The sequence below is a fragment of the Mycolicibacterium madagascariense genome (assembly GCF_010729665.1).
GTDB lineage: Bacteria > Actinomycetota > Actinomycetes > Mycobacteriales > Mycobacteriaceae > Mycobacterium > Mycobacterium madagascariense.
In genome coordinates this window covers 3471762-3496750 of record NZ_AP022610.1, presented here as the reverse complement: position 1 = coordinate 3496750, position 24989 = coordinate 3471762, and the positions used below count along the sequence as shown (strand labels likewise).

Genomic DNA, 24989 nt, shown 5'->3' with positions numbered 1-24989 from the left:
TCATGACCACCTCCCCAGAGCCGGCCGCCGCCGACGCGACGTCGCCGCTGCGGCGGGTCGGCGTACGAGAGACGCGCCGCGCCACCGGCATTGCGTTCTTCGCCTGGACCATCGCGGTCTACGACTTCATCCTCTTCGGCACCCTGCTCCCGCGGATCGGCGAGGCCTTCCACTGGAGCACCAGCCACGCCCTGCTGGTGTCCACACTGGTCAGCGTGGGCACCGCGATCGTCGTGCTGCTGGTCGGTCCGATGGTGGACCGACTGGGCCGGCGACGGGGGATGATCATCTCCGTCGCGGGCACCGCGGCATCGTCGGCGGCCACCGCGGCCACGACCGGCGCGGCCTCCCTGATCGGGATCCGATCGATCAGTGGCCTCGGGTTGGCCGAGCAATCCGTCAACGCCACCTACCTGAACGAGTTGTACGCGGTCACAGAGGACGAGAAGATCCGCCGCCACCGCGGTTTCGTGTACTCCATGGTGCAGACCGGCTGGCCGATTGGTGCGCTGCTGGCCGCCGCGTTCGTCGCCGTCGTCACCGCGGCCTTCGGTGCGGACTCGTGGCGGCTGGCGTTCCTACTGGCCACCATCCCGGCCGTGCTGGTCGCGCTGCTCTGCCGGACGCTGCGGGAGAGCCCGCAATTCGTGCTGCAACAACGGATCCGGCGGCTGCGCCAGGCCGGCGACGCGGCTGGGGCGAGCGCGCTGGCCGCCTCCTACGACGCCGACGACCACGCCGCCGCGCCCTTCAAGCGGATCTTCCACGGGGTGCACCTGCGCAACACGCTCGTCCTGTCGATCGCGTGGTTCTTCAATTGGTTTGCGATTCAGACGTTTTCGGTGCTCGGCACCACCGTGCTGGAAACCGGCAAGGGCATCGACGCGTCGAACACCCTGCTGATGGTGGTGGTGTCCAACCTGGTGGGCGCGCTGGGGTACCTGGCCCACGGCTGGGCGGGCGACCGGTTCGGCAGGCGCAACACCATCGCCGTCGGATGGCTGGCGTCGGGTGTCTTCTTCGCCGCGATGCTGCTCGGTCCGGCCAACCCCGGCTACGTCATCGTCACCTACATGATGGGGTTGTTCTTCCTGCTCGGTCCGTACGCGGCGATCATGTTCCTGCAGGCCGAGTGCTTCAGCGTCGACTGCCGGGCGACGGGCAGCTCCTTCATCGGCGCGATGAGTCAACCCGGGGCCATCATCGCCGGCGTCATCCTCACCGGGCTGACCGCGGCGTCGGTGGGGTACGCGACCGCGGCGCTGTGGGTCGGCGCGGTCGGCGCGGTGATCTCCGCCGTCGTGGTGACGTTCGCGCGCACCGTGGTCACGCCTCGAGACGTCGAGGAGTCGCAGCCGACCGAGGGTGCGCCGGCGTGAGCAGCGACGCGCCCGTTGCGGTCGTCACCGGTGCCGCCTCGGGGATCGGCGCCGCCACCGCCGTCGCGCTGGCCCGGGCCGGGTACCGCGTCGCCATCGGCAGCTACCCCCGCGATCCGCACGACCCGGCCACGACCCTGGCCGTCGACGCGAGCGGCGGCGAGGGCGTGGTGATCGACGTCGACGTCCGTGACACCGCGTCGGTCACGGGCTTCGTCGACGCGGCGGTGGCCCGCTGGGGTCGGCTGGACACCGCGATCGCCAACGCGGGCATCCTGCGCGCGGCGTCGTTCGCCGCGATGACCGACGAACAGTGGGACGACGTGCTGCAGGTCGATCTGCACGGCGTGATGCGCACCGCCCGTGCCGCGGTCCGCCACCTCGGCGCGGGTGGCTCGATCGTCGCGGTGTCCTCGATCGCGGGCGGTGTCTACGGCTGGGGCGACCATGCGCACTATGCGACGGCGAAGGCTGGGGTGATCGGCCTGGTGCGCAGCCTGGCCGTCGAATTCGGGCCTCGCGGCATCCGGGCGAACGCCATCATCCCCGGACTCGTCGAGACCCCGCAGTCCCTGGACGAGGTGAATTCGCTCGGCGCCGACGGCCTCCGCGCCGCCGGTGCGTACATCCCCGCGGGCCGGGTCGGGCGTCCCGACGAGATCGCCTCCGTCGCCACGTTCTTGGCGGGGGAGGGCGCCTCCTACGTCAACGGCCAGGCGATCGTGGTCGACGGTGCGCTGACCGTGGCGATGCGCGACTGACCCAGGAGGAGGCACATGGGCATCCCGCAGAGCACGCTGCTCGCCGGGCGCACCGCACTGGTGACCGGTGCGGCCAGCGGAATCGGCAGGGCGATCGCCGCGCACTTCGTGGCCGCCGGCGCCCGCGTGGTGCTGGCCGACCGCTCCGAGTCGGTCGTCGACGCCGCGGTCGACGTCGGCGCCACGGCGGGGCTGGTGTTCGACGCCACCGACGAACGGCAGGTCACCGGTGCCGTCGCGCAGGCGTCGGACCTGCTGGGTGGCCTCGACGTCCTGGTCACCTCGCACGGCATCCTCACCCAGTCTCCGCTCGCGCAGATGTCGCTGGCGCAGTGGCGCGAGACCCTGGAGGTCGACCTGGCCAGCGTGTTCCTGCTGAACCGGGCGGTGCTACCCGGCATGCTGGCCGCCGGTGCCGGCCGCATCGTCAACGTCGCATCGCAACTGGGGATCAAGGGCGGCGCGTCGCTGGCGCATTACGCGGCCGCCAAGGCGGGTGTCATGGCGATGTCGAAATCCACTGCGCTGGAGGTCTCTTCGCAGGGGGTGCTCGTCAACGTGATCGCCCCGGGACCCATCGAGACCCCGCTGCTGCAGGGCATCGACGAGGACTGGCGGGTCGCCAAGCGCGGCGAACTTCCCCTGGGGCGGTTCGGCACCGCCGACGAGGTCGCCCCCACGGCCGTCCTGCTGGCCTCCGACCCCGGCGGAAATCTGTTCGTGGGGCAGGTGCTTGGGCCCAACTGCGGTGACGTGATGCCCTGATGTGCGGCGCGTGTGCAGCGATGCCCGACGAACCGATGGCGGCGCTCGTCGCCGGGCCCCGTCGCCGGATCGCCGTCGCGGCGGCCGCGTCCCGACTGAGCCCCCGGCTGCGGGTCCGTGTCGCCGCGCGCGCCTGGACGGTCGCCGAGCGCACCGGCCGCGTCACGGTCTGCCGTACGTTCGCCGAGCTGCTCGACGTGCTGGCCGACCGCGGCGTGTCGCGCGCCGTGGCCGAGGCCGCTCTCCTGCGCGCGGCGGCGTCCGTCCAGCACACGCCACGACCTGTGCTGCCACACCCGGGGGTGGCGGCCCCCTAAGCTGTCAATCCGTGGGGATCTCGAAGGTCGAACGGTTGATGAACCTCGTCATCGCGCTGCTGTCGACCCGGACGTTCATCACGGCCGAGCGGATCAGGGAGACCGTGTCGGGCTACTCCGAGAGCGCCACGGACGAGGCCTTCTCGCGGATGTTCGAACGCGACAAGAACGAGCTCCGCGACCTCGGCATCCCGTTGGAGACGGGCCGGGTGTCCGCACTGGACCCGACCGAGGGTTACCGGATCAACCGCGAGGCGTACGCGTTGGCTCCGGTGGAGCTGACCGCCGACGAGGCCGCCGCCGTCGCGATGGCGACACAACTCTGGGAGTCCCCGGAGATGGTCACGCTCACCCAGGGCGCGCTGCTGAAGTTGCGGGCGGCGGGCGTCGACGTCGACGCGCCCGAGTCGGCCGTCGCGATCACCACGACCGCGGCCCTACCCGGCCTGCGCGGTTCGGAGGACGTGCTCGGAATCCTGTTGGCCGCCATCGATTCCGGCCAGGCCGTCGAGTTCAGGCATCGCGCCTCGCGCAGCGATCCCTACACCGTGCGCGTCGTCGAACCGTGGGGCGTCGTCACCTACCGCGGGCGGTGGTATCTGGTGGGGCACGACCGCACCCGCGACGCCACCCGGACGTTCCGCTTGTCGCGCATCGACGCCGACGTCGCGCCCATCGGTCCGCGGAACGCGGTGCAGCGGCCCGACGGCGTCGACCTCAGGGACATCGTGCACCGCGCGGTCGCCGAGTGGCCGCCGAGCGCGCAAGCCCGGGTCTGGGTGGCCCACGACCGCGCGACGGCGCTGCGGCGCCAGGCCGCGTCGGTCGCTCCGCGGACGCTGGCCGGGCGCGCCGGCGACGAGATCGCCCTGGACATCGGCAGGCAGGACCGGCTGGCGCGGGAGATCGCCGGCTACGGCGCCGACGCGATCGTGCTGGAGCCGGGATCCCTACGCGACGACGTGATCGAGCGGTTGCGGGCGCAGGCGGGCGAGGGTGTGCCCGCATGAGTAGCCCAGCGAGAAGCGGAGCGGATCGCGCATGAGTAGCGTGTCGACCCGGCTGGTCCGGCTGCTGAACATGGTCCCGTACTTTCAGGCCAATCCGAGGATCACCCGTGCCGAGGCGGCGGCCGAACTCGGCGTCACCGAGCAGCAGCTGACCCTCGACCTCGATCAGCTCTGGATGTGCGGTCTACCCGGGTACGGTCCCGGCGACCTCATCGACTTCGAGTTCTCCGGTGACACCATCGACGTCACGTTCTCCGCGGGCATGGACCATCCGCTGCGTCTGACCTCGCCGGAGGCCACCGGCATCCTGGTGGCGCTGCGGGCGCTGCTCGAGGTGCCCGGCATCGTCGACCCGGAGGCCGCCCGTAGCGCGATCGCCAAGATCGAGTCGGCCGCGGGCACGGCGACGGGGTCGCGCGACGGCGTCAGCGCCGCGACCGAAGAACCCGCACCGATCGAGAGCGAGGCAGCGGCGGCCGTGCGCTCGGCCGTGCGCGACGGACGGGCCCTGGCCATCGACTACTACTCGGCGTCCCACGACAGGTTGTCGAGTCGGATCGTCGACCCGATCCGGGTGGTCCTGGTGGCCGACCACACCTATCTCGAGGCGTGGTGCCGCACCGCCGAGGCCGTGCGGCTGTTCCGGTTCGACCGCATCGTCGACGCCCGGGTGCTCGACGAACGGTCCGCACCGCCGGAGCCCGCCGTGCAGGCCCGCCCGGACACGTCGCTGTTCGACGCCGACCCGTCGCTGCCGTCGGCGACGCTGCTGATCGACCGGTCGGCGGCCTGGATGTTCGACTACTACCCGCTGCGGGTGCTTCGGGAGTTGCCCGACGGCGCCTGCGAGGCGGCCATGACGTTCGCGTCCGAGGCGTGGATGGCGCGGTTCGTCCTCGGTTTCGGCGCGGCGGTGCGCGTCCTGCAGCCGCAATCGCTGGCCGACCGCGTGCGCGACGCCGCGGTCACGGCGTTGGACGCCTACCGGGCCATGAGTGTCGGCAATGACGAGTAGACTCGTCCGCAACATCTGGAGGTGTCCAAATTGGGTGGTTTGCAACCGTGGCACTGGTTGATCGTCATCGCGATCTTCGTGCTGTTGTTTGGGGCGAAGAAGCTCCCCGACGCCGCGCGTTCGCTGGGCAAGTCGATGCGCATCTTCAAGTCGGAGATCAAGGAAATGCAGTCCGATGGCAAGGCCGACGACGAGGCGGCCAAGCCCGCTGCGTCGCCGACGCCCATCGCGTCGGAGCGCGTCGAGCCGTCGCCTGCGCCCCAGCAGCACCCCGAGCAGCGACCGGCCTGATCGACTCAACCCCCCGGCGCGCCGCGAGGCAGCGCCGCTGAGTGGTGCCCAGACAACCCGTGCAGACCCCCGGACTGTTCAAGAAGCTCGATCCGCGCCGTCGCCGATCGAAGGCCAATCCCGACGGCACCATGTCGCTCGTCGACCACTTGCAGGAGCTCCGCAACCGCCTGCTGATCGCGGTCGCCGCCATCCTCGTCACCACGGTGTTCGGTTTCATCTGGTACACCCACGGGTTCCTGGGTCTGCCCAGCCTCGGTGACTGGCTACGGCAGCCGTACTGCTCGCTGCCGCCGTCGTCGCGCGCCGACATCGCTCCCGACGGTCAGTGCCGACTGCTGGCGACGGCCCCGTTCGATCAGTTCATGTTGCGGTTCAAGGTCGCTTTGACCGCGGGCGTCGTGTTGGCGTGCCCGGTGTGGCTGCAGCAGCTGTGGGCGTTCATCACCCCGGGGCTGTATCAGAAGGAGCGTCGCTTCGCCTCGGCGTTCGTATTCTTCGGCGCGGTGCTGTTCGTGACGGGCGCGGTGCTCGCCTACGTGGTGCTGTCCAAGGCGTTGAGCTTCCTGCTGACCGTGGGCAGCGACGTCCAGATCACGGCCCTCAACGGCGACCAGTACTTCGGGTTCCTGCTCAATCTGCTGCTGGTGTTCGGCATCAGCTTCGAGTTCCCGCTGCTGATCATCATGTTGAACCTCGTCGGGATGCTGCCCTACGAGCGGCTCAAGGCGTGGCGGCGGGGGCTGATCTTCGCACTCTTCGTGTTCGCCGCCTTCGCCACGCCCGGCTCGGATCCGTTCTCGATGCTGGCACTCGCGACGGCGCTGTCGCTGCTGCTCGAGATCGCCATCCAGGTCGCGCGCGTCCACGACCGGCGCAAGGCGCGGCGCGCGGCACTGGAGGAGGTGCCCGACGACGTGGCCGCACCACTGGGTGCCGTGGAGCCCGTGGAGCCGCCCACCGCCGTGCCCGCTCCGTCCCGGCTGGGCATCGATGACCAAGCCACCTGAGTCGTCGTCGGCGCCAACCCAACTCGACGACTTCGCCGCTCAGCTGCCGTTCTCCCTCGACGGCTTCCAGACCCGGGCGTGCCAGGCACTGGAGAACGGGCACGGGGTGCTGGTGTGCGCGCCGACCGGGGCCGGCAAGACGGTCGTCGGCGAGTTCGCGGTGCACCTCGCGCTGGCCGCGGGCCGCAAGTGCTTCTACACCACCCCGATCAAGGCGCTGAGCAACCAGAAGCACAACGACCTGGTCCAGCGGTACGGCGCCGAGCGCATCGGGCTGCTGACCGGGGATCAGAACGTCAACGGCGACGCCCCCGTGGTCGTGATGACGACCGAGGTGCTGCGCAACATGCTGTACGCCAATTCCCATGCGCTGCAAGGTCTTTCGCACGTCGTCATGGACGAGGTCCACTTCCTCGCCGACCGGATGCGCGGCGCGGTGTGGGAGGAGGTGATCCTGCACCTGCCCGAGGACGTCCGCCTGGTCAGCCTGTCGGCCACGGTGAGCAACGCCGAGGAGTTCGGCGGCTGGATCCAGACCGTGCGTGGCGACACCACCGTCGTCGTCGACGAGCACCGGCCCGTGCCGCTGTGGCAGCACATGATGGTCGGCAAGCGCGTCTACGACCTGTTCGAGGGCACCGACGGGGGGCCCGACGGCGCCGCGAACCGCACGCTGGTGGACCCCGATCTGATCCGCCACATCGCCCACCGCAGGGAGGCCGACCGGCTCTCGGACTGGCAGCCCCGCGGCCGGGGCAGAGCGGGCAACCGGGGGCGGCCGACCATCTACCGACCGCCGTCGCGCCCCGACGTCATCGGCGTGCTCGACCACGAGGGGCTGCTGCCCGCGATCACCTTCGTCTTCTCCCGCGCCGGTTGCGACGCCGCGGTCAAGCAGTGCCTGCGGTCGTCGCTGCGGCTCACCGACGACCGCGAGCGCGCGCGCATCTCCGAGGTGATCGACCGACGCTGTGCCGACCTCGACGACGCCGACCTCGCGGTGCTCGGCTACTACGAATGGCGCGAAGGCCTGCTGCGCGGCCTGGCCGCCCACCACGCGGGGCTGCTGCCGGTGTTCCGCCACACCGTCGAGGAGCTCTTCACCGCGGGTCTGGTGAAGGCCGTATTCGCCACGGAGACACTGGCATTGGGCATCAACATGCCCGCCCGCACCGTCGTGCTGGAGCGGTTGGTGAAGTTCAACGGGGAGCAGCACGCGCCGTTGACGCCGGGGGAGTACACCCAGTTGACCGGGCGCGCGGGCCGGCGTGGCATCGACGTCGAGGGGCACGCGGTCGTGCTGTGGCATCCGGACGTCGAACCGGCCGACGTGGCGGGCCTGGCCTCCACCCGAACCTTCCCGCTGCGCAGCTCGTTCGCGCCGTCGTACAACATGACGATCAACCTCGCCCACCAGATGGGACCCGAGCAGGCGCACCGGCTGCTGGAGCGGTCCTTCGCCCAGTTCCAGGCCGACCGCTCGGTGGTCGGCCTCGTCCGCGGGGTGACGCGGGGCGAACGGATGATGGACGAGATCGCCGCGCAGTTCGGCGGCCGCGACGCCGCGATCCTGGCGTACGCGCGGTTGCGCGCCACCATCGCCGACCGCGAACGGGCCCAGTCGCGGGCGTCGCGACTGCAGCGGCGCCAGGCGGCCAACGATGCGCTCGCGGCGCTGCGCCGCGGCGACATCATCACCATCGGGCAGGGGCGTCGCGGTGGCCTGGCGGTCGTGCTCGAACCGGCCGGCGACGGCGACGATCCCCGGCCGCTGGTGTTGACCGAAGACCGTTGGGCAGGCCGCATATCGTCGACGGACTTCTCCGGCTCGTCCGCCAAGGTCGGGACCATGACGCTGCCCAAGCGTGTCGAGCACCGCCAGCCGCGCGTGCGGCGTGACGTCGCGTCGGCGCTGCGCTCCGCGGCCGCCGGGTTGCGGGTCCCCGGCGGGCGTCCGAAGCGTTCTCCCGGCGGTCACGATCGCGAGCACGACGTCGATCCCGAATTGGCCGCGCTGCGTGAACAATTGCGGACCCACCCCGCGCATCACCTCGCCGACCGCGAGGACCAGGTCCGCCTCGCCGAGCGTTTCCTGCGCATCGAGCGCGACAACGCCGACATCCAGAAGAAGGTGGCGGCGGCGACGAACTCGCTGGCCCGCACCTTCGACCGCATCGTGCTGCTGCTCACCGAGCGAGGCTTCATCGACGCGGTCGACGGCGGTGACCTAAAGGTCACGGCCGACGGCCTGCTGCTGTCGCGCATCTACAGCGAGAGCGACCTGCTCGTCGCCGAATGTCTGCGCAGCGGAACGTGGAACGGTCTGGACGCCGCCGAACTGGCCGGGGTCGTCTCGGCGGTGCTGTTCGAGTCGCGGGGCGACGCCCCCGGCGCGTCGCTGGTCGTGGAGAACGCCACGCCGGCCATGCGCCGCGCGCTGTCTCAGACCCGCCGGTCGTGGTCGGAGATTCGCGCCGACGAGCAGCGCCACCGGCTCCCGGCGAGTCGCGAACCGGACGCCGGTTTCGTGGCCGCGATCCACCGCTGGGCGACGACCGGTGAGCTGTCGGCGTCGCTGGCCGCCTCGGATGCCTCCGGCAGCGGATCTCCCTTGTCGGCAGGCGATTTCGTGCGGTGGTGCCGACAGGTGCTCGATCTGCTCGACCAGGTGCGCAATGCCGCTCCGACACCCGCTCTGCGGGCGACCGCAAAACGCGCGATCGACGCGATTCGGCGCGGCGTCGTCGCTGTTGATGCGGGGTAGGGTGTCGGCAGCGTCGCGAACCCGACGAGTTGACCACCAAGGAGTGACGATGAGCGGACCGCAGGGATCCGACCCCTCCCAGCAGTGGGCGAGCCAGCCTCCTGCCGACCCGGCATGGCAGCCGCAGGCGCCTGAGCAGCCGCAGCCCGAGCATTCCGCCTGGAATCAGCAGCCCCCCGCCTACGGTCAGCAGCCTCCCGCGTACGGCGGTCAGCCCTATCAGCAGCCCACCTACGGGCAGCCGGGATACCCGCAGGGCGAGCAGTACGGGCAGCCGCCGGCGGCCTACGGCCCGACGTCGCATCCGCAGGCCCCGCAGTACGGCCAGCAACCGCAGTACGGACAGCCGCCGCAGTACGGCCAGGCCCCGCAGTACGGGCCCTACGATCCGAACCAGCCCTACGGCCAGCAGCCCGGGCAGTACGACCCCAACCAGCAGTACACGCCGTACGGCTCCCCCGAGTCGGGTACCAAGAGGCCCAGGGGCGTCATCCTCGGCGTGATCGGGGCGGTGGTCGTCGTGGTCCTGGTCGTCGTCGGCATCCTCGGTTTCTGGAAGCCGGGCTTCTTCGTGACCACCAACCTCGACGTCAAGGCCGCCCAGACCGGCGTGCAGCAGATCCTCAGCGATCAGACGAATGGCTACGGCGCCAAGAACGTTCAGGATGTCAGCTGCAACAACGGAGCCAACCCGAAGGTCGTCAAGGGCGGCACGTTCGACTGCGAGGTCAGCATCGACGGCACCCGACGTCAGGTCACCGTGACCTTCCAGGACGACAGCGGCACCTACGAGGTGGGCAGGCCGCGCTAGCGCGACGGCAGGTCGTCGAGCGCCTTCTGCAGGCGCGCGACCGACGACGTCACGCCCAGTTCGCCCGCCAGTTCGGCCACCCTGCGCGGGTCCCTGGCGGCCAGCGGTAGGTCGTCCGTCGGCGTCGACAGGGTGACGTCGGCATCGGTCGCCACCCGCACCACCTTCTCCGCGGCTGCGACGTAGTCGACGGACGCCACGAGCTTCTTCCGTTGTGCCGCAGGCATCTTCGACGTCGGGTCCGCCGCGGCGGCCATGATCCGCTGCAGCGAACCGTGTTGGGCGAGCAGCGTCGTCGCGGTCTTCTCGCCGATGCCCGCCACACCGGGCAGCCCGTCGGAGGGGTCCCCGCGCAACAGCGCGAGTTCGGCGTAGGCCGGGCCGGCGCGGTCCACGGGCACGCCGTAGACGTCGGCGACCTCGGCGGGCCCAAAGAGCGTGGCCTTGCTCAGGCCGCGGCCGATGTAGAAGACCCTGGTGCGCACCGGCTCGTCGGCGACCAGCTGCAGGAGGTCGCGGTCTCCGCTCACCACCACGACGGGGTCGCGGCGTTCCCTGGCGGCCAGCGTGCCGAGCACGTCGTCGGCCTCGTATCCGACCGCTCCGGCGGTGGCGATGCCGAACGCGTCGAGCAGCGCCATGATCATGTCGACCTGCGGGGTGAGGTCGTCGGGCACCTCCTCGACGTCGGGCTCACCGGAGGCGCGCTCCTCCTCGACGCGGTGCGCCTTGTAGGAGGGAATGAGGTCGACCCGCCACTGGGGTCGCCAGTCCAGATCCAGACACACGACCAACCGCCCCGGCCGATCCTTGGCGACGAGTGTCGCGACGGTGTCGAGGAATCCGCGTACAGCGTTGACCGGTCGGCCGTCGGGTGCGGTGATGGAGGAGGGGACGCCGAAGAAGGAACGGAACCACATGCTGGCGCCGTCGAGCAGCATGACGGGTGCGGACATTGCAGTGACAGTAGCGTGGGGTATGCCGTTTTCCGTCGATCACGTCGATCACGTGGTGCTCAACTGCCGTGACGTCGACGCCACCGCCGACTGGTACGTCCGCGTCCTCGGCATGCGGCGTGAGACGTTCGGGCCGGGTCGGACCGCGTTGCGGTTCGGCAACCAGAAGCTGAACCTGCGGCCGACGGGTGCGCCGAACTGGGTGACCTCGGAGGTCGATGCGCCGGGCACGGTGGACATCTGCTTCGTCGCACTCAGCACCCCGGCCGAGGTGGGTGCGCACCTGCGCTCCTGCGGCGTGCAGATCACCGAGGGGCCGGTGCCCAAGACGGGCGCGCTGGGCCCGATGACGTCGCATTACTGCCGCGATCCGGACGGCAACTTGGTCGAGGTCGCCAGCTATCTGCCCGCCGATTAACCTCGACGGCATGGACTCCGGTGAGCAGGGCAGATTCGGCACCGACGTGTACGCGGGGCGGCTGCGTGCGGCGACGGCCGCGGCGGCCGACGCCGGTCTGGCCGGTTTGGTCATCACCCCGGGGTACGACCTGCGCTACCTCGTCGGCTCGCGCGCGCAGACCTTCGAGCGGCTGACGGCGCTGGTGCTGCCCGCCGACGGTGAGCCGACCGTCGTGGTCCCGCGGATGGAGCTGGCGTCGCTCAAGGACTCCGCGGTCGTGGAACTGGGTGTGGCAGTGCGGGATTGGGTCGACGGCGACGACCCCTACCGCCTGGTGGCCGATGCGCTCGGCGGTGGCCGTGTCGCCACCGCGGTGACCGATGCCATGCCCGCCCTGCACCTGTTGCCGCTGGCGGACGTGTTCGGCGTGGTGCCGGTCTTGGCGACCGACGTGCTGCGCCGGTTGCGGATGATCAAGGACGCCGCCGAGATCGACGCGCTGCGCAAGGCCGGTGCGGCGATCGATCGCGTGCACGCGCGCGTGCCCGAGTTCCTCATACCCGGCCGCACCGAGGCCGACGTCGCGGCCGACATCGCCGAAGCGATTGTCGCCGAAGGACATTCGGAGGTCGCATTCATCATCGTCGGCTCGGGTCCCAACGGCGCCGACCCCCACCACGAGTGCTCCGACCGGGCACTGCAGGTGGGGGACGTCGTCGTCGTCGACATCGGCGGGCCGTACGAGCCCGGGTACAACTCCGACTCGACGCGGACCTACAGCATCGGAGAGCCCGACGAGGACGTCGCCGCGCGCTACGGCGTGCTGCAGCGCGCCCAACGGGCGGCGGTCGCGGCCGTGCGCCCCGGCGTCACCGCCGAGCAGGTCGACGCCGCGGCTCGCGACGTGCTGGCCGCCGAGGGGCTGGCCGAGGTGTTCGTGCACCGCACCGGCCACGGCATCGGGCTGTCGGTGCACGAGGAGCCCTACATCGTCGCCGGCAACGACCTGCCCCTCGAGGAGGGAATGGCCTTCAGCATCGAGCCGGGCATCTACTTCCCGGGGCAGTGGGGCGCGCGCATCGAGGACATCGTGGTGGTGACCGCCGATGGAGCGCAGTCGGTCAACGACCGGCCGCACGAGCTGGTGGTGGTTCCCGTCTAGCGATCGGGCGTCGTGAGCATCAGGCGTCGCCGCCGCGGTCCAGCAGCTCCGAGGAGCCCAGGACGCGCTCGATCCGCACCTCGATCACGACGCGCCGGGGATTGACGCGCGGCGTGCGGTAGCGCTGGGCGTAGCGCAGTTCGGCGTCGCGCACCGCGTCGGGATCGGCGTTGACCGTGGAGCTGCCCTCTAGCGAGAGCCAGCGGGCGCCATCGACCTGGCTCAGCACGGCGACTCCGCGTTCCTCGGCGTTGACGGCCTTCTGCGTGCCGCCCGAGGTGATGACGCGGGCAACGTGAGTCTTGGGATCGAAGGTGAAGCCGACGGCGACGACGTGCGGGGAGTTGTCGGCGCGCAGCGTGGTGAGCATGGCGAGATGCCGCTCGGTCAGGAATGCCAGCGCATCGTTGGTCAGCCGCGTCGTGGCCTTGCGACCAGGTGTAGCCATCGGTGTCCAACCTAGCGCAGGACATAATCGCAGCCATGAAGGACACGACGGGCGCGGGCGTGGTCGTGATCTTCGGTGGCCGCAGCGAGATCGGTCTCGAGCTGGCTACCCGGCTGGCGCCCGGTGCGACGGTGGTCCTGGCGGCCAGGGGAGCCGATCGGCTGACCGCCGAGGCGGCCGCGGTGAGCGCGGCCGGCGCGGTCGCCGTGCACGTCCGCGAGTTCGACGCCGACGACCTCGCGTCGCACGCCCCGCTCGTCGCGTCGATCGTCGCCGAGCACGGGCCGATCGGGACGGCAGTGGTGGCGTTCGGGATCCTGGGCGATCAGGCGCGGGCCGAGACCGACGCGGCGCACGCGGCGGCGATCGTGCATACCGACTACACCGCGCAGGTCAGTCTGCTGACGGTGCTGGCCGCCACGATGCGGTCGGCGGGCCGCGGTGCGATCGTCGTGTTCTCGTCGGTCGCCGGTGCGCGTCCGCGGCGCGCCAACTACGTCTACGGGTCGGCGAAGTCGGGCCTCGACGCGTTCAGCCGCGGGCTGGCCGATGCGCTGCACGGGTCCGGCGTCCGGGTGCTGCTGGTCCGCCCGGGGTTCGTCGTCGGCCGGATGACCCGGGGCATGTCGCCCGCGCCGCTGTCGAGCACGCCCGCGCAGGTCGCCGAGGCGGCGGCCCGGGCGCTGGCTAAGCGCCGCAGCGAGATCTGGGTGCCGCGGTCACTGGGGGCGCTGGTGGTGGTGCTGCGCCTGCTGCCGCGGTCGCTGTGGCGGCGGCTGCCGCGCTGATCGCTCAGCCGACCAGGGCGAGGCTGTCGAGTTCGCGGATCGCCTGGCAACCGCGTTCGAGCATGACCAGCATCATGTCGTCGCCCCGTTCGGTGGCGACCGAGAACGCACAGCCGAGCACCGCGATGAGCGGCACCTGCACCATGCCGATGCGGTAGTCGCGCAGGCACGTGTCGAGGTCGTAGTCCTCGACACCGTAGGCGGCCAGTTCCGAGTGATACGCCGCGACGAGGTCGTGGTCGGCCGCGAGACGCGCCGCGGGCAGCAGGCTGGTGCCGGTGAAGTACGCCAGGTCGCGGGTGGGCAACCCCACTCCCAGCGTCTGCCAGTCGACGACGGTGATGCTGCTGCGGTCCGGATCGAAGAGCACGTTGTCGAGGCGGTAGTCGCCGTGCAGGAGCGCGAAGCGGTCCTGGGTCGCGACGAGCCACGGCGTCACGGCGGCCATGGTCTCGGTCACCGTGGCCCGGTCCTGCGCGCTCATCCGGTCGCCGAGTCGATCGAGGGTCATCTGGGCAGCGATCGCCGCGACGTCGCCCATCCCCTTCATGGCGTCGGCGTCCGCCGTCGACATCACCAGTCCGGGAAACGTGGGCCACTTCGCGTCACACCAGGTGGGTCCGTGCAGACCGGCCAGGGCTCGGACCGCGAGTTCGGCTTCGGCCGTGGTGCATCCGCCGATCTGGTCACCCTGGACCGCGGGCGCGAGATCGGCCAGCAGGAGGACGAAGTCGCCGCCGTCGTCGGAGACCGCGCAGTGGTAGTGCCGGGGGATCGGCACGCCGACGGCATCGGCGACGCCGGTGTAGAAGGCGTGCTCGGAACGGTAGCCGAGCGCGACCCGGTCCCGGACCGCCTCGTCCTGGGACGACAGCTTGATCGCGAACGTCGCGGGCAGCTCCGACGGCGCCCGGCCGTAGGCGACCGCCAGCCGGTAGGTCGCTCCGGTCTGACCGGTGCCGATCGGCGTCACGCGCACGTCCTCGACGTCCACGCCGAGGACGGTCGAGAGCCAGCGCGGTGTCACTTCGGCCGGGCCGCGGGGGATGGCGGGTGCGCTCACGACGCCTGCTCCCTGACCTCGTAACCGCCGTCGGTCGCGACGAGGACCTCACCGGTCGGGGGGCTGCCGCACGCCCGCTCGCAACCCACGAAGTGCCGGTGCCCACGGCCGTCGCCCGCGCCGCCCGCGCCGCCCGCGCGGGCCGCGTCGGCGGCGTCGCGACGGACGTCGGCCGCCGAGTGCGCACAACCCGGGCTGCCAGTACACGCGCTCACGTCGAGCCAGGGCGACGCCTCGTCGAACACCAGGCCCAGCGGTGCCAGCACGCGCAACGCCGTGTCGGCGATCCCCTCGTCGAGGTCGCACACCAGCACCGAGCGCCACGGCGTGATCACCAGTGGCGACCCGACGGCGGCCAGGTACTCCGCGACCCTGGTCCGCAGCACGCCGAGCGGGACGGCGGCGCCCAGCGTGACGCGGCCGTCGTCCTGGGTGAGCCAGCCGACCGGGGGCCGCGTCGTCGGGGGCCAGCCGGCGCCGGGTTCCGCGGTGGGGGTCCATCCCGCCAGCAGCACCGTGGGATCGTCGAGTTCGGTTGTGCGCCACGCAGTTCCGCGGACGTCGACGAACCGTTCGGCCAGCTCGACGAGTGCGGGGACGACGTCGCGCGTGCGGATGCCGGTGTCGACACCCGCCACCAGCAGTGCGGCGGTGTCCTCGTCGAGGTAGTGCGCTCCGACGTCGGCGCCGAGTCCGGACACGTCGCCGCGGCCGTCGTCAAGGGCGAACAGGAACCGGCCCGGCAGTTCGGCGAGCCGGTCGCTGGCCTGGATGGCGGCATCGAGGTCGCGCACCCCGCCCCGCGTGTCGGCGAGGCCACCGACGCGCCCGCTCAGCGGTGACGCGACGACGTTGCGGACGCGCTCGTGGCTCGGCGACGGGAGCAACCCCGCCGCCGCGACGGCCTCGGCCAGCCCCGTCGCGTCGGTCACGCCGCGCACCTGCACGTTGCCGCGCGAGGTCAGCTCCATCGACGACGAGCCGAACCGGGCGGCGGCCAGGGCCAGCGCCTCGAGCTGGGGGGCGGCGATCATGCCGCCGGGCAACCGGATCCGTGCCAGCGCGCCGTCGGCGGCCTGGTGCACCTGCAGCGCACCCGGGCAGGCGTCGTCGTCGCGGGTCCTGGTCACCCAGCTACGGTACGGCGACCAGGCGCGCGGGCGCCACGACCTCCGAGTAGTGCGATGCGTCGCCGGCCAGCACGCGGCTCGGGGTCCCGTGCACGTCGACGGGGACGTCGCCGGCCAGGGTGACCCGGCTCAGCCGGCGGTACTGGTCGTCGTAGTCGGAGACCGCGTAGTGCTGCGTGGCCCTGTTGTCCCAGATGGCCAGGTCACCCGGCGCCCAGTTCCAGCGAATCGTGTTCTCCAGCTTGGTGACTCGCGCCTGCAGCAGCTGCAGCAGGGCGACCGACTCGTTCGTGCCCAGGCCCACGAACCTCTTGACGAAGTGCCCGAGCAGCAGCACCCGTCGCCCCGTCTCCGGATGGACGCGGACCACCGGGTGCTCGGTCTCGTAGTGGTCGGAGACGAACTCCTCCCGGTACTGGCGGGTGGTCTCGGAGACGCCGCCCGGCTGATCGTCGGCGTGGTCCTTGACGTAGTCGTAGTCGTTGGTGTGGATCGCCCACAGGTTCTCGGCGAGGGCGGCCAGTGGCGGTGGCAACTGGTCGTAGGCGGCCTCGGTCGACGCCCAGGTCGTCGTGCCGCCGTAGTCGGGCAGGGTGATCGCGCGCAGCAGTGACGCCTTGGGCACGCGGTCGACGAACGTGACGTCGGTGTGCCAGGAGTTCGCCTTGTCATAGCGCGAGTCGATCGGCAGGACGTCGGCCCCGCGCGAGGTCACCGTGGGGTGGGCGATCGTCGGCGTTCCGAGCGTTCTGGCGAAGGCCAGTTGGCTTTCGTCGTCGAGGTGATGCTGTTCGCGGAAGAAGACGACCTTGTGGGTGAGCAGGGCGTCGTTGATGGCCTCGACCGTCGCTGCGGGCAGGTCGCCACCGAGACGCACGCCGTCGATGCGGGCGCCGATGTTCGCGCCGAGTTTCACGATCACGGGGGAGTTGGACATCGCTCCATTGCCGCATACGTCACCGGCACTGGCCATTCTTCGGCTAGCGACGATTCGAACTCGCCGACCACTGTTGCGCGAAAGTGACGGTCGTCACGTCCCGGACGCGGCTGTTCGGCTCACCACGAAGCCGTTATATCCAGTACCGGCGGTACTACATTCTTCTCAAAGCTCCGACCGGCAACGTCACGTCAGACGTCGTCGGAGACGACACGGGAGGAACGGCAATGTGTGGACTCTTGGCCTTCGTAGTACTCGTCATCGCGATGCTCGCGATCCTCGGACTTCCCTACCGGGAGTCCTGGCACGGCCGGTGGGGTAACTCCGACCGCTGATCGTCGCACTCGACGGTCGGCAGTCGCGGTGGGCCGCTAAGTTGAAGCCATGGCCGTCACGTTCGCCGACGTCGCGAAGTCCGAGTACATCCTGCTGACCACCTTCACCAAGGACGGTCGGCCCAAGCCCACCGCGATCTGGGCCGCGCCCAAGGGCGACGGGCTCGTCGTCATCACCGGCGGCGGGTCGTGGAAGGTCAAGCGCATTCGCCACACCCCGCGCGTGACGATCGCTCCCTGCGACCGCGGGGGCACGCCCAAGGGTGAGGCGGTCGACGCCGTGGCGACGATCCTCGACAAGTCGGCGAACAAGGCCACCTACGACGCGATCGGCAAGCGCTACGGCGTCGTCGGCAAGGCGTTCAACTTCTTCTCCAAGCTGCGCGGAGGCGTCGACAAGAACGTCACGATCGAACTGAAGCCCGCCTGATGCCCGAGTTCAAGGACGTCTACACCGAGAAGTACCTGCTGCTGACCACCTTCACCAAGGATGGCCGGCCCAAGCCGACGCCGGTGTGGGGCGTGCCCGACGGCGACCGGCTGGTGATCAGCACCGACGACGGGTCGTGGAAGACCAAGCGCATCAACAACACTCCGCGCGTGACCATCCAGAAGTGCGGCGTGCTCGGCAAGCCGAAGGGCGAGCCCGTCGAAGCCGTCGCCAGGAACCTGCCGAAGTCGGAGACGCGGCGCGTGTTCGACATGGTGACCCGGCGCTATTGGTGGCACGCCTGGTGGTGGATCCCGCAGGCCCTCATCCGCGGCGGCGTCGACAAGGTGCACGCGGCCATCGAGGTGCGTGCCGCCGACCCCACCGGCTCGGCCGGCTAGGAACCCCGGCGTCCCCCCGGGCGTTGACCCGTCATGGCTATGCGGCTGTTCCTGGTGTACGTCCTCGTCGAAGCGGCGGTGGTCCTCGGTCTGGTGTCGTGGATCGGCCTCGGTTGGACCTTCCTGCTGCTCGTCGGCACCTTCGTCCTCGGTCTCGCGCTGGCGGGGTCGCAGGTCACGCGTCAGATTCGGCGCCTTCGGACGGGCCTGACGACGCCCCAGGGGGCGGTGTCGGACGGTGCGCTGGTGGCGTTGGGCATCGTCCTGACCGTGGTGCCCGGCCTGGTCACGTCCGTGGTGGGACTGCTGCTGCTGATCCCCGCGACGCGCGCCGTCGTGCGGCCCGCGGTGGCGGCGCTGGCGGCGCGCAGGCTCCGTCGCGTCCCCCTCATCGTCACGACCATGGGCCCCGGACCGCGTCGCACCGTCCGCGGTGACTACGTCGACGGCGAGGTGATCGACGTGACGGACGTGGCGCCGCCGCGGCTGCCGAGACACCCCGACGTCGCTTGACGACCCTGCTGGTCGGCGGTCGGGTCTACAGCTCGACGATGCCCGACGCGACCGCCATGGCGGTGAGCGATGGGCCCGAGCCCGTCGTGTCCTGGCTCGGCGCCGACGACGTGGGCCGCAGGCAGTTTCCCGGCGCCCGGGTGGTCGACCTCGACGGCGCCTTCGTGACGCCCGCCTTCGTCGACAGCCACGTCCACGTCACCGCGACGGGTCTCGCGCTCGTCGGACTCGACCTGCGCGGCGCCCGGTCGCGCGACGATGCGCTGCGCTTGCTCGCCGAACACGCCCACTGCCATCCCACGGGACCGATCTGGGGCCACGGGTGGGACGAGGCGCGCTGGCCGCAGCCCGTCGCGCCCACCACCGCCGACCTCGATCGCGTACTCGGCGACCGGCCCGCGTATCTCGCACGGGTCGACGTGCACTCCGCCGCGGCCTCCTCTGCGCTGCGCCGATCCGTGCCGGATCTGGAGTCGCGGGCGGGCCACCACGACCAGCTACCCCTGACCGCCGAGGCGCACCACGCGGTGCGGGCCGCCGCGCGCGGCGCCTTGACGCAGGCGCAGCGCGACGAGGCCCGGGTGGCGGCCCTCGACCTGGCCGCCAGGTCGGGCATCGCCGCCGTCCACGAATGCGCCGGTCCCGAGATCGGCGGCCTCGACGACTGGCGGGAGCTTGACGCGCTACGGCACGGCGTCGAGGTCATCGGCTACTGGGGCGAGGCGGTGACGTCGGCGGACCAGGCCCGAGAGCTGTTGTCCGACACCGGGGTTCGCGGCCTGGCGGGTGACCTCTTCGTCGACGGCGCGCTCGGCTCGCGCACGGCCTGGCTGCTCGAGCCGTACCACGACGCACCGGACCGGGTCGGCAACGCCTACCTCGACGCGGACGCCATCGAGGCGCACGTCGACGCGTGCACCCAGGCGGGGATCACCGCGGGCTTCCACGTCATCGGCGACGCCGCCGTCGCGGCCGTCGTCGAGGCCTTCGCGCGCGTGGTGGACCGCCACGGCGCGCCTGCCGTCGCCCGCTGCGGGCACCGCCTCGAGCACGTCGAGATGATCGACCGGGAGCAGGCCGGCCTGCTGGGCAGCTGGGGCGTCATCGCCAGCATGCAGCCGAACTTCGACGCGCTCTGGGGCGGGACCGACGGAATGTATGCCCAGCGTCTGGGTGCCGAGCGGGCGGTCCGGCTCAACCCGCTGGCGCTGTTAGCATCCCAAGGCGTGCCACTCGCCTTCGGCTCCGATACCCCCGTCACCGGCATGAACCCGTGGGAGACGGTGCGGGCGGCCACCACCCACCGCACCCCGGGCAGCGCGATGTCCGCGCGTGCGGCGTTCGCCGCCGCCACCCGCGGGGCGTGGCGGGCCGGGGGCGCCCGAGACGGCGTCGCGGGCACGCTGACCCCCGGCGCCCCGGCCACCTACGCGGTGTGGGACCTGCCCGACAGCCTCGACGCACTGGAGGTCGCCGCGCCCACGGACACCGTGCAGCGGTGGTCGACCGATCCGCGCTCGCGGATTCCGGCATTGCCGAGACTGTCTCCCGACGCGCCCCTGCCCGTCTGCCGCCAGACGGTCCACCGGGGTGTCACCCTCCATGGATGAGCGCCGCCACCGGCACCGCGACGAGGCGGAACCCGAGGCCGTCGGCGAAGAGACCGACGCGGAGGCCGTCGACGACGAGGCCGTCGACGCGGAGACTCCGACACCGGACGGCGCCGATGCGCCGGAGCCCGCCACCCGGGAGCCGGCGTGGTCGCGCGTCGCGACCCGGTTGCGTCGAGCACTGGTGCCGCGCGCCCTGCGACTCGCGGCCTCCCTGGCCGCGGGGGTGCTGCTGTGCGTCAGCTTCCCGCCCTTCGGCTGGTGGCCCGCGGCGTTCCTCGCGCTCGCCCTGCTCACCTGGGTGCTGACCGATGCGTCGACGACGAAGGCGGGTGGTTTCGGGTACGGCTTCCTCGCGGGGCTGGCCTTCTACGTGCCGCTCATCCCATGGATCAGCGGGCTGGTCGGACCGTTTCCGTGGCTGGCGCTCTCGGCGCTGGAGGCCCTGTTCCCCGCGGTCTTCGGCCTGCTCGCGGTCATCGTGCGCCGGCTGCCCGGCTGGCCGGTGTGGTTCGCCTGCCTGTGGGTGCTCGCCGAATGGCTGAAGTCCACCATTCCGTTCGGCGGATTTCCTTGGGGCGCAGTCGGATTCAGTCAGGACGACAGTCCGCTGCTGGTGCTGGCCCACTACGGCGGCGTGCCCCTGGTGTCCTTCGCGGTGGCCCTCGTCGGCGTCGGCCTCGCCGCGCTCGTCATCGAGCTGGTGCAGTGGTGGCGACGAGACCACCACGTCCGCCACGGTCTGCCGCCCGCCGTCGCCGTTCCCGGGGTGAGCGTCGCCCTGGTCCTGCTCGTCGTGGCGCTGGGCACCCCCTACGTCCGCCACAGCGGCGCGGGCGCGGGTGAGGACCCCACCACCACGGTCGCCGCGGTCCAGGGCAACGTGCCGCGCCTCGGCCTGGAGTTCAACGCCCAGCGGCGGGCCGTGCTCGACAACCACGTGCAAGAGACGATGCACCTGGCCGAGGAGGTGCGCGCCGGACGGGCACCGCAACCGGCCGTCGTCATCTGGCCGGAGAACTCCTCCGACATCGACCCGATCGTCAACCACGACGCCGCCGACGAGATCGCCGCCGCCGTCGACGCGATCCGCGCGCCCATCCTGGTCGGGGCGGTCGTGTCGGCGCCCGGCTACACCCCCGAGGATCCGCAGGCGCTCAACACCGTCATCGTCTGGGACGGGGCGACCGGGCCCGGCGAACGCCACGACAAGAAGATCGTGCAGCCGTTCGGCGAGTACCTGCCGTGGCGCGGCTTCTTCCGGCTGCTGTCGTCCTTCGCCGATCGCGCCGGCTACTTCGTGCCCGGTCACGGCGACGGCGTCGTGCACGCCGCGGGCATCCCGATCGGGGTGACGACGTGCTGGGAGGTCATCTTCGACAGGGCGGCCAGGGAGTCGGTGCTCAACGGGGCGCAATTCCTCGCCGTCCCCACCAACAACGCCACGTTCGACGCGTCGATGAGCGCTCAGCAACTGTCCTTCGCCAGGCTCAGGGCCGTCGAACACGACCGGTTCGTCGTCGTGGCCGGGACCACCGGCATCAGCGCCGTGATCGGTCCCGACGGCCGCATCGTGGACCGCACGGCGTTCTTCGAGCCCGCCTACCTGGATGCGCAGATCCGGCTCAAGACGAGCCTGACACCCGCGACCCGGTGGGGTCCCGTGGCCCAGGGACTCCTCGTATTCGCTGGTGCTGCGGCTGTGGTGGGGGCCATGCTGCACAATGGTGCGTTCGCAGAGTTGTTCGCGCGTCGCCGCAGGAAGGCGGCCGCCGCGGAGGAGTCGACGACGGCCGTCGACGACCACCAGGACGAAGGAGTGACATGACCGGGAAGCGGGACCGCGCATGACGCAGGGTGGCGACCGCCCGAGTCAGCGCACGCTGGTCATCATTCCGACCTACAACGAGCGCGACAATCTGCCGATCATCGTCAAGCGGGTGCATGCGGCACGTCCCGACGTCCACGTGCTGATCGTCGACGACGGCAGCCCGGACGGCACGGGTGAACTGGCCGACGAGCTGGCGCTGGCCGACGCGGACCGCATCCACGTCATGCACCGCACCAGCAAGGCCGGTCTCGGCGCGGCGTACATCGCCGGCTTCGCCTGGGGTCTCGGCAGGGGCTACCTGGTGCTCGTCGAGATGGACGCCGACGGCTCGCACGCGCCGGAGGAGCTCTACCGGCTGCTCGATGCCGTCGACGCAGGCGCCGACCTGTCCATCGGGTCGCGCTACGTCGACGGGGGCACGGTGCGCAACTGGCCGCGCCGACGAATGCTATTGTCGCGCACCGCTAATGGTTACTCGCGCATCTCGCTCGGCGTCGACGTCAACGACATCACCGCGGGATACCGGGCTTACCGGCGCGAGGTGCTCGAGAAGATCGACCTGCAGGCGGTCGACTCGAAGGGCTACTGCTTCCAGGTGGAGATGACGTGGCGCACCATCACGGCCGGCTTCTCGGTGGTGGAGGTGCCGATCACGTTCACCGAACGCGAGCTTGGCAAGTCGAAGATGAGCGGCTCGAACATCCGCGAGGCGGTGTTCAAGATCGCCGAGTGGGGCATCCGCGGCCGCATCGACCGCGCCAGGGGCGTCGTCCGCTAGACGCCCCCCGCGAGAACGGGCTAGCTGCTCCCGCGGCGGCGGGTCTTGATGATGTCCATCCGCTCCTTGAGCAGCTCGTCGAGCTCCTCGACCGAACGGCGCTCCAGCAGCATGTCCCAGTGCGTGCGCGGCGGCTTGACCTTCTTGGGCTCGGGAACGTCGCCGTCGACCAGCGTGCCCTCCATGCCGTTGCGGCAGGGCCACGTGCCGGGGATCTCGGCCTCGTCGGCGAAGGGCACCTCGAATTCCTCGCCGTTGTCGGTCCGGTAGCGCGCCACCTGGCGGGGCGCGAGGTCGTGGTTGCGATCGGTCTCGTAGCTCACGGCTCCGAGTCGACTACCTCGCAGGACACGATCAGCCATGGTTACTTCTCCTCATCCGACATCTCTCGAGCATGTCTTCGCGATCATCAACGCTGCCGATTGGCGCGAAGTTCCCGACGCGAGTGTCCATGGTACCGGGAACGGGCCCGCGGGCCGTTTACAGTCGACATCCGTGGCCCCTGAAACACGCCGACGGACCCGCGTCCAGCCCTGCCGCTGGTGCGGCCGCGAGGTTCCCGACGCCGGGATGGGCCGTCGTCGCCAGTACTGCAGGCAGTCCTGCCGACAGCGCGCCTACGAGCAGCGGTCGATCGTCAAGGGCACGTCGCTGGCTCCGGACTCCGTCGTGCTGACCGCCGAGGAGGCGGCTCAGCTCTCCGATCGCGTCTATCAGGTCAGGTGCGCCGCCGAGGACATGGCGACCGCCCTGCAGGAGGGCGCCGGGGCGGACGAGCTGCGCGATCTGTGCGACGACCTGCTGCGCGCGGCGAAGGCGGCCGACGGCTGGCGGTAGGGGTCTGGGCCCTTTGCCTCAGACGGAACCGAAGGGTTCCCGCTGCACGGCGGCGTCGGTAACGTCGCCGCACCGTGACAGTGAGCGCTCACCCCGAATCGCCCGCCCCGCGCGCGAAGTTCTTCTGGTTCCTGCCCACCAGCGGCGACAGCCGGTCCATCGTCGCGTCCTCGCACGCGTCGTCGAATCAGGTGTTGCCCGCCAACTACCGTGCGCCCACCCGCCAGTACCTGGCCGAGGTGGCCAGGGCCGCGGACCGGCTCGGCTTCGAGGGCGTCCTGACCCCGACCGGCACGTGGTGTGAGGATGCGTGGCTGACGGCGGCCGCGCTGCTCGCCGAGACCGAGCAGCTCAAGTTCCTGGTGGCGTTTCGGCCCGGCCTCATCCCGCCGACGCTCGCGGCCCAGCAGGCCGCGACCCTGCAGCGGTTCTCCGGAGGACGGGTCCTGCTGAACATCGTCAGCGGTGGGGACGACGTCGAGCAGCGCCGCTTCGGCGACTGGCTCGACCACGATGCGCGCTACGCCCGCACCGGGGAGTTCCTCCACGTCGTCGACTCCGTATGGCGCGGCGACGGCGTCGACTTCGACGGCGAGTACTACACCGTCGCCGACGCGAGGGTGTCCGCCCCACCAGATCCGTTGCCGCAGATTTACTTCGGCGGTTCGTCGGCCGCCGCGCTGCCCATCGCCGCGCAGTACGTCGACGTCTACCTCACCTGGGGCGAGCCGCCGCAGGCTGCCGCCGCCAAGATCGCGACGGTCCGCGAGCTGGCGCGGGCCCGGGGACGCGACATCCGGTTCGGCATCCGGCTGCACACCATCAGCCGCGACACGTCGGCGGCCGCGTGGGCCGTCGCCGACGAGCTGCTGGCCGAACTCAGCGACGAGCAGATCGCGAAACAGACTGCGCTGCATGCCAAGTCGGAGTCCGAGGGGCAGCGTCGCATGACGGCCCTGCACGGGGGCCGACGGGACCGGCTCGAGATCCATCCCAACCTGTGGGCGGGCGTCGGCCTGGTGCGCGGGGGAGCGGGCACCGCGCTGGTGGGCAGCCACCTCGAGGTCGCCAACCTGATCTACGAGTACTACGCGCTGGGCTTCGAGGAGTTCATCCTGTCGGGCTACCCGCACCTCGAGGAAGCCCACTGGTTCGCCGAGGGCGTGCTCCCGCTGCTACGGCAGAAGGGCATCGCGTAGGCCGAGTGCCCCAGTGCGGGTCCGCGACCGCGATGGCCCTGCGGCATG

27 protein-coding genes are annotated in these 24989 nt (G+C 71.1%); 21 read left to right on the top strand and 6 right to left on the bottom strand.

Annotated elements, in window-relative coordinates:
• Positions 1 to 2: 2 nt before the first annotated feature.
• From G6N60_RS16430 to G6N60_RS16385, 10 genes are read left to right on the top strand one after another with little or no spacing between them, the layout of a single operon-like run.
• Positions 3 to 1379, top strand: coding sequence for an MFS transporter (locus G6N60_RS16430; protein ID WP_163739276.1), 1377 nt, complete (start codon positions 3 to 5; stop codon positions 1377 to 1379).
• Positions 1376 to 2140 carry an SDR family NAD(P)-dependent oxidoreductase gene (locus G6N60_RS16425; RefSeq protein WP_163739274.1) on the top strand — a complete coding sequence of 255 codons (765 nt, stop codon included), beginning with the start codon at positions 1376 to 1378 and terminating at the stop codon, positions 2138 to 2140. The genes G6N60_RS16430 and G6N60_RS16425 overlap by 4 nt, the downstream gene beginning before the upstream one ends.
• Positions 2141 to 2155: 15 nt before the next feature.
• Positions 2156 to 2905: an SDR family NAD(P)-dependent oxidoreductase gene (locus tag G6N60_RS16420; RefSeq protein WP_163739273.1), complete on the top strand. Its 750-nt coding sequence runs from the start codon at positions 2156 to 2158 to the stop codon at positions 2903 to 2905.
• Between the two features lie 20 nt (positions 2906 to 2925).
• Positions 2926 to 3222, top strand: a complete 297-nt coding sequence (locus G6N60_RS16415; RefSeq protein ID WP_163739271.1) for a hypothetical protein — start codon at positions 2926 to 2928, stop codon at positions 3220 to 3222.
• 11 nt (positions 3223 to 3233) lie between these two features.
• Positions 3234 to 4232: a helix-turn-helix transcriptional regulator gene (locus G6N60_RS16410; protein ID WP_163739268.1), complete on the top strand. Its 999-nt coding sequence runs from the start codon at positions 3234 to 3236 to the stop codon at positions 4230 to 4232.
• A gap of 31 nt (positions 4233 to 4263) precedes the next feature.
• The gene (locus tag G6N60_RS16405) at positions 4264 to 5247 is read left to right on the top strand and encodes a helix-turn-helix transcriptional regulator (protein WP_163739266.1); all 984 of its coding nucleotides are present in this window, start codon (positions 4264 to 4266) and stop codon (positions 5245 to 5247) included.
• A 30-nt stretch (positions 5248 to 5277) separates the two neighbouring features.
• The gene (gene tatA, locus G6N60_RS16400; protein ID WP_163739264.1) at positions 5278 to 5538 is read left to right on the top strand and encodes a Sec-independent protein translocase subunit TatA; all 261 of its coding nucleotides are present in this window, start codon (positions 5278 to 5280) and stop codon (positions 5536 to 5538) included.
• Between the two features lie 59 nt (positions 5539 to 5597).
• The gene (gene tatC / locus G6N60_RS16395; protein WP_163739262.1) at positions 5598 to 6548 is read left to right on the top strand and encodes a twin-arginine translocase subunit TatC; all 951 of its coding nucleotides are present in this window, start codon (positions 5598 to 5600) and stop codon (positions 6546 to 6548) included.
• The gene (locus tag G6N60_RS16390; protein ID WP_163739261.1) at positions 6532 to 9312 is read left to right on the top strand and encodes a DEAD/DEAH box helicase; all 2781 of its coding nucleotides are present in this window, start codon (positions 6532 to 6534) and stop codon (positions 9310 to 9312) included. Before tatC ends, G6N60_RS16390 begins: the two co-directional genes overlap by 17 nt.
• A gap of 49 nt (positions 9313 to 9361) precedes the next feature.
• Complete coding sequence (locus tag G6N60_RS16385; protein ID WP_163739259.1) at positions 9362 to 10123, top strand: DUF4333 domain-containing protein; 762 nt, start codon at positions 9362 to 9364, stop codon at positions 10121 to 10123.
• Here G6N60_RS16385 and G6N60_RS16380 read toward each other — a convergent pair.
• On the bottom strand, positions 10120 to 11079 hold the full coding sequence (locus G6N60_RS16380) for a 5'-3' exonuclease (protein ID WP_163739257.1): 960 nt from the start codon (positions 11077 to 11079) through the stop codon (positions 10120 to 10122). The genes G6N60_RS16385 and G6N60_RS16380 overlap by 4 nt on opposite strands.
• Positions 11080 to 11101: 22 nt before the next feature.
• Here G6N60_RS16380 and G6N60_RS16375 point away from each other — a divergent pair, with 22 nt between their 5' ends.
• Positions 11102 to 11497, top strand: a complete 396-nt coding sequence (locus G6N60_RS16375; protein ID WP_163739255.1) for a VOC family protein — start codon at positions 11102 to 11104, stop codon at positions 11495 to 11497.
• 10 nt (positions 11498 to 11507) lie between these two features.
• The gene (locus G6N60_RS16370; RefSeq protein ID WP_163739253.1) at positions 11508 to 12641 is read left to right on the top strand and encodes a M24 family metallopeptidase; all 1134 of its coding nucleotides are present in this window, start codon (positions 11508 to 11510) and stop codon (positions 12639 to 12641) included.
• A 19-nt stretch (positions 12642 to 12660) separates the two neighbouring features.
• Here G6N60_RS16370 and G6N60_RS16365 read toward each other — a convergent pair whose 3' ends face one another.
• The gene (locus G6N60_RS16365; RefSeq protein ID WP_163739251.1) at positions 12661 to 13089 is read right to left on the bottom strand and encodes a F420-dependent biliverdin reductase; all 429 of its coding nucleotides are present in this window, start codon (positions 13087 to 13089) and stop codon (positions 12661 to 12663) included.
• A 35-nt stretch (positions 13090 to 13124) separates the two neighbouring features.
• Here G6N60_RS16365 and G6N60_RS16360 point away from each other — a divergent pair, with 35 nt between their 5' ends.
• Positions 13125 to 13877: a decaprenylphospho-beta-D-erythro-pentofuranosid-2-ulose 2-reductase gene (locus tag G6N60_RS16360; RefSeq protein WP_163739249.1), complete on the top strand. Its 753-nt coding sequence runs from the start codon at positions 13125 to 13127 to the stop codon at positions 13875 to 13877.
• A gap of 4 nt (positions 13878 to 13881) precedes the next feature.
• On the opposite strand, the gene G6N60_RS16355 is transcribed toward G6N60_RS16360, so the two are convergent.
• The 3 genes from G6N60_RS16355 to G6N60_RS16345 are packed head-to-tail and all read right to left on the bottom strand — an operon-like array spanning position 13882 to position 17007.
• The gene (locus G6N60_RS16355; protein ID WP_163739247.1) at positions 13882 to 14940 is read right to left on the bottom strand and encodes a phosphotransferase family protein; all 1059 of its coding nucleotides are present in this window, start codon (positions 14938 to 14940) and stop codon (positions 13882 to 13884) included.
• A complete protein-coding gene (gene cobG / locus G6N60_RS16350) occupies positions 14937 to 16070 on the bottom strand; it encodes a precorrin-3B synthase (protein WP_163739245.1) in 1134 nt (377 codons plus the stop codon). Before cobG ends, G6N60_RS16355 begins: the two co-directional genes overlap by 4 nt.
• 4 nt (positions 16071 to 16074) lie before the next feature.
• Positions 16075 to 17007, bottom strand: coding sequence for a TauD/TfdA dioxygenase family protein (locus tag G6N60_RS16345; protein ID WP_163739243.1), 933 nt, complete (start codon positions 17005 to 17007; stop codon positions 16075 to 16077).
• A gap of 384 nt (positions 17008 to 17391) precedes the next feature.
• On the opposite strand from G6N60_RS16345, the gene G6N60_RS16340 reads away from it, so the two are divergent.
• Genes G6N60_RS16340 through G6N60_RS16315 form a run of 6 tightly spaced genes read left to right on the top strand, consistent with a single transcriptional unit; the run spans position 17392 to position 22905 of the window.
• Positions 17392 to 17772 carry a PPOX class F420-dependent oxidoreductase gene (locus tag G6N60_RS16340; RefSeq protein WP_163739241.1) on the top strand — a complete coding sequence of 127 codons (381 nt, stop codon included), beginning with the start codon at positions 17392 to 17394 and terminating at the stop codon, positions 17770 to 17772.
• The gene (locus G6N60_RS16335; RefSeq protein ID WP_372510919.1) at positions 17772 to 18173 is read left to right on the top strand and encodes a PPOX class F420-dependent oxidoreductase; all 402 of its coding nucleotides are present in this window, start codon (positions 17772 to 17774) and stop codon (positions 18171 to 18173) included. Before G6N60_RS16340 ends, G6N60_RS16335 begins: the two co-directional genes overlap by 1 nt.
• A gap of 33 nt (positions 18174 to 18206) precedes the next feature.
• Complete coding sequence (locus G6N60_RS16330) at positions 18207 to 18686, top strand: FxsA family protein (RefSeq protein ID WP_163739239.1); 480 nt, start codon at positions 18207 to 18209, stop codon at positions 18684 to 18686.
• Positions 18683 to 20296 (top strand): amidohydrolase, encoded by a 1614-nt coding sequence (locus tag G6N60_RS16325; protein ID WP_163739237.1) that lies wholly within the window; start codon positions 18683 to 18685, stop codon positions 20294 to 20296. The genes G6N60_RS16330 and G6N60_RS16325 overlap by 4 nt, the downstream gene beginning before the upstream one ends.
• Complete coding sequence (lnt, locus tag G6N60_RS16320) at positions 20289 to 22124, top strand: apolipoprotein N-acyltransferase (RefSeq protein WP_179969702.1); 1836 nt, start codon at positions 20289 to 20291, stop codon at positions 22122 to 22124. The genes G6N60_RS16325 and lnt overlap by 8 nt, the downstream gene beginning before the upstream one ends.
• A gap of 19 nt (positions 22125 to 22143) precedes the next feature.
• A complete protein-coding gene (locus G6N60_RS16315; RefSeq protein ID WP_163739235.1) occupies positions 22144 to 22905 on the top strand; it encodes a polyprenol monophosphomannose synthase in 762 nt (253 codons plus the stop codon).
• Between the two features lie 20 nt (positions 22906 to 22925).
• On the opposite strand, the gene G6N60_RS16310 is transcribed toward G6N60_RS16315, so the two are convergent.
• Positions 22926 to 23267 carry an RNA polymerase-binding protein RbpA gene (locus G6N60_RS16310; protein WP_163739233.1) on the bottom strand — a complete coding sequence of 114 codons (342 nt, stop codon included), beginning with the start codon at positions 23265 to 23267 and terminating at the stop codon, positions 22926 to 22928.
• 133 nt (positions 23268 to 23400) lie between these two features.
• Between G6N60_RS16310 and G6N60_RS16305 the strand changes: the two genes are divergently transcribed.
• Positions 23401 to 23742, top strand: a complete 342-nt coding sequence (locus G6N60_RS16305; RefSeq protein WP_163739231.1) for a hypothetical protein — start codon at positions 23401 to 23403, stop codon at positions 23740 to 23742.
• An 80-nt stretch (positions 23743 to 23822) separates the two neighbouring features.
• Positions 23823 to 24941 (top strand): LLM class flavin-dependent oxidoreductase, encoded by a 1119-nt coding sequence (locus tag G6N60_RS16300; RefSeq protein ID WP_372510921.1) that lies wholly within the window; start codon positions 23823 to 23825, stop codon positions 24939 to 24941.
• Positions 24942 to 24989: the final 48 nt, after the last annotated feature.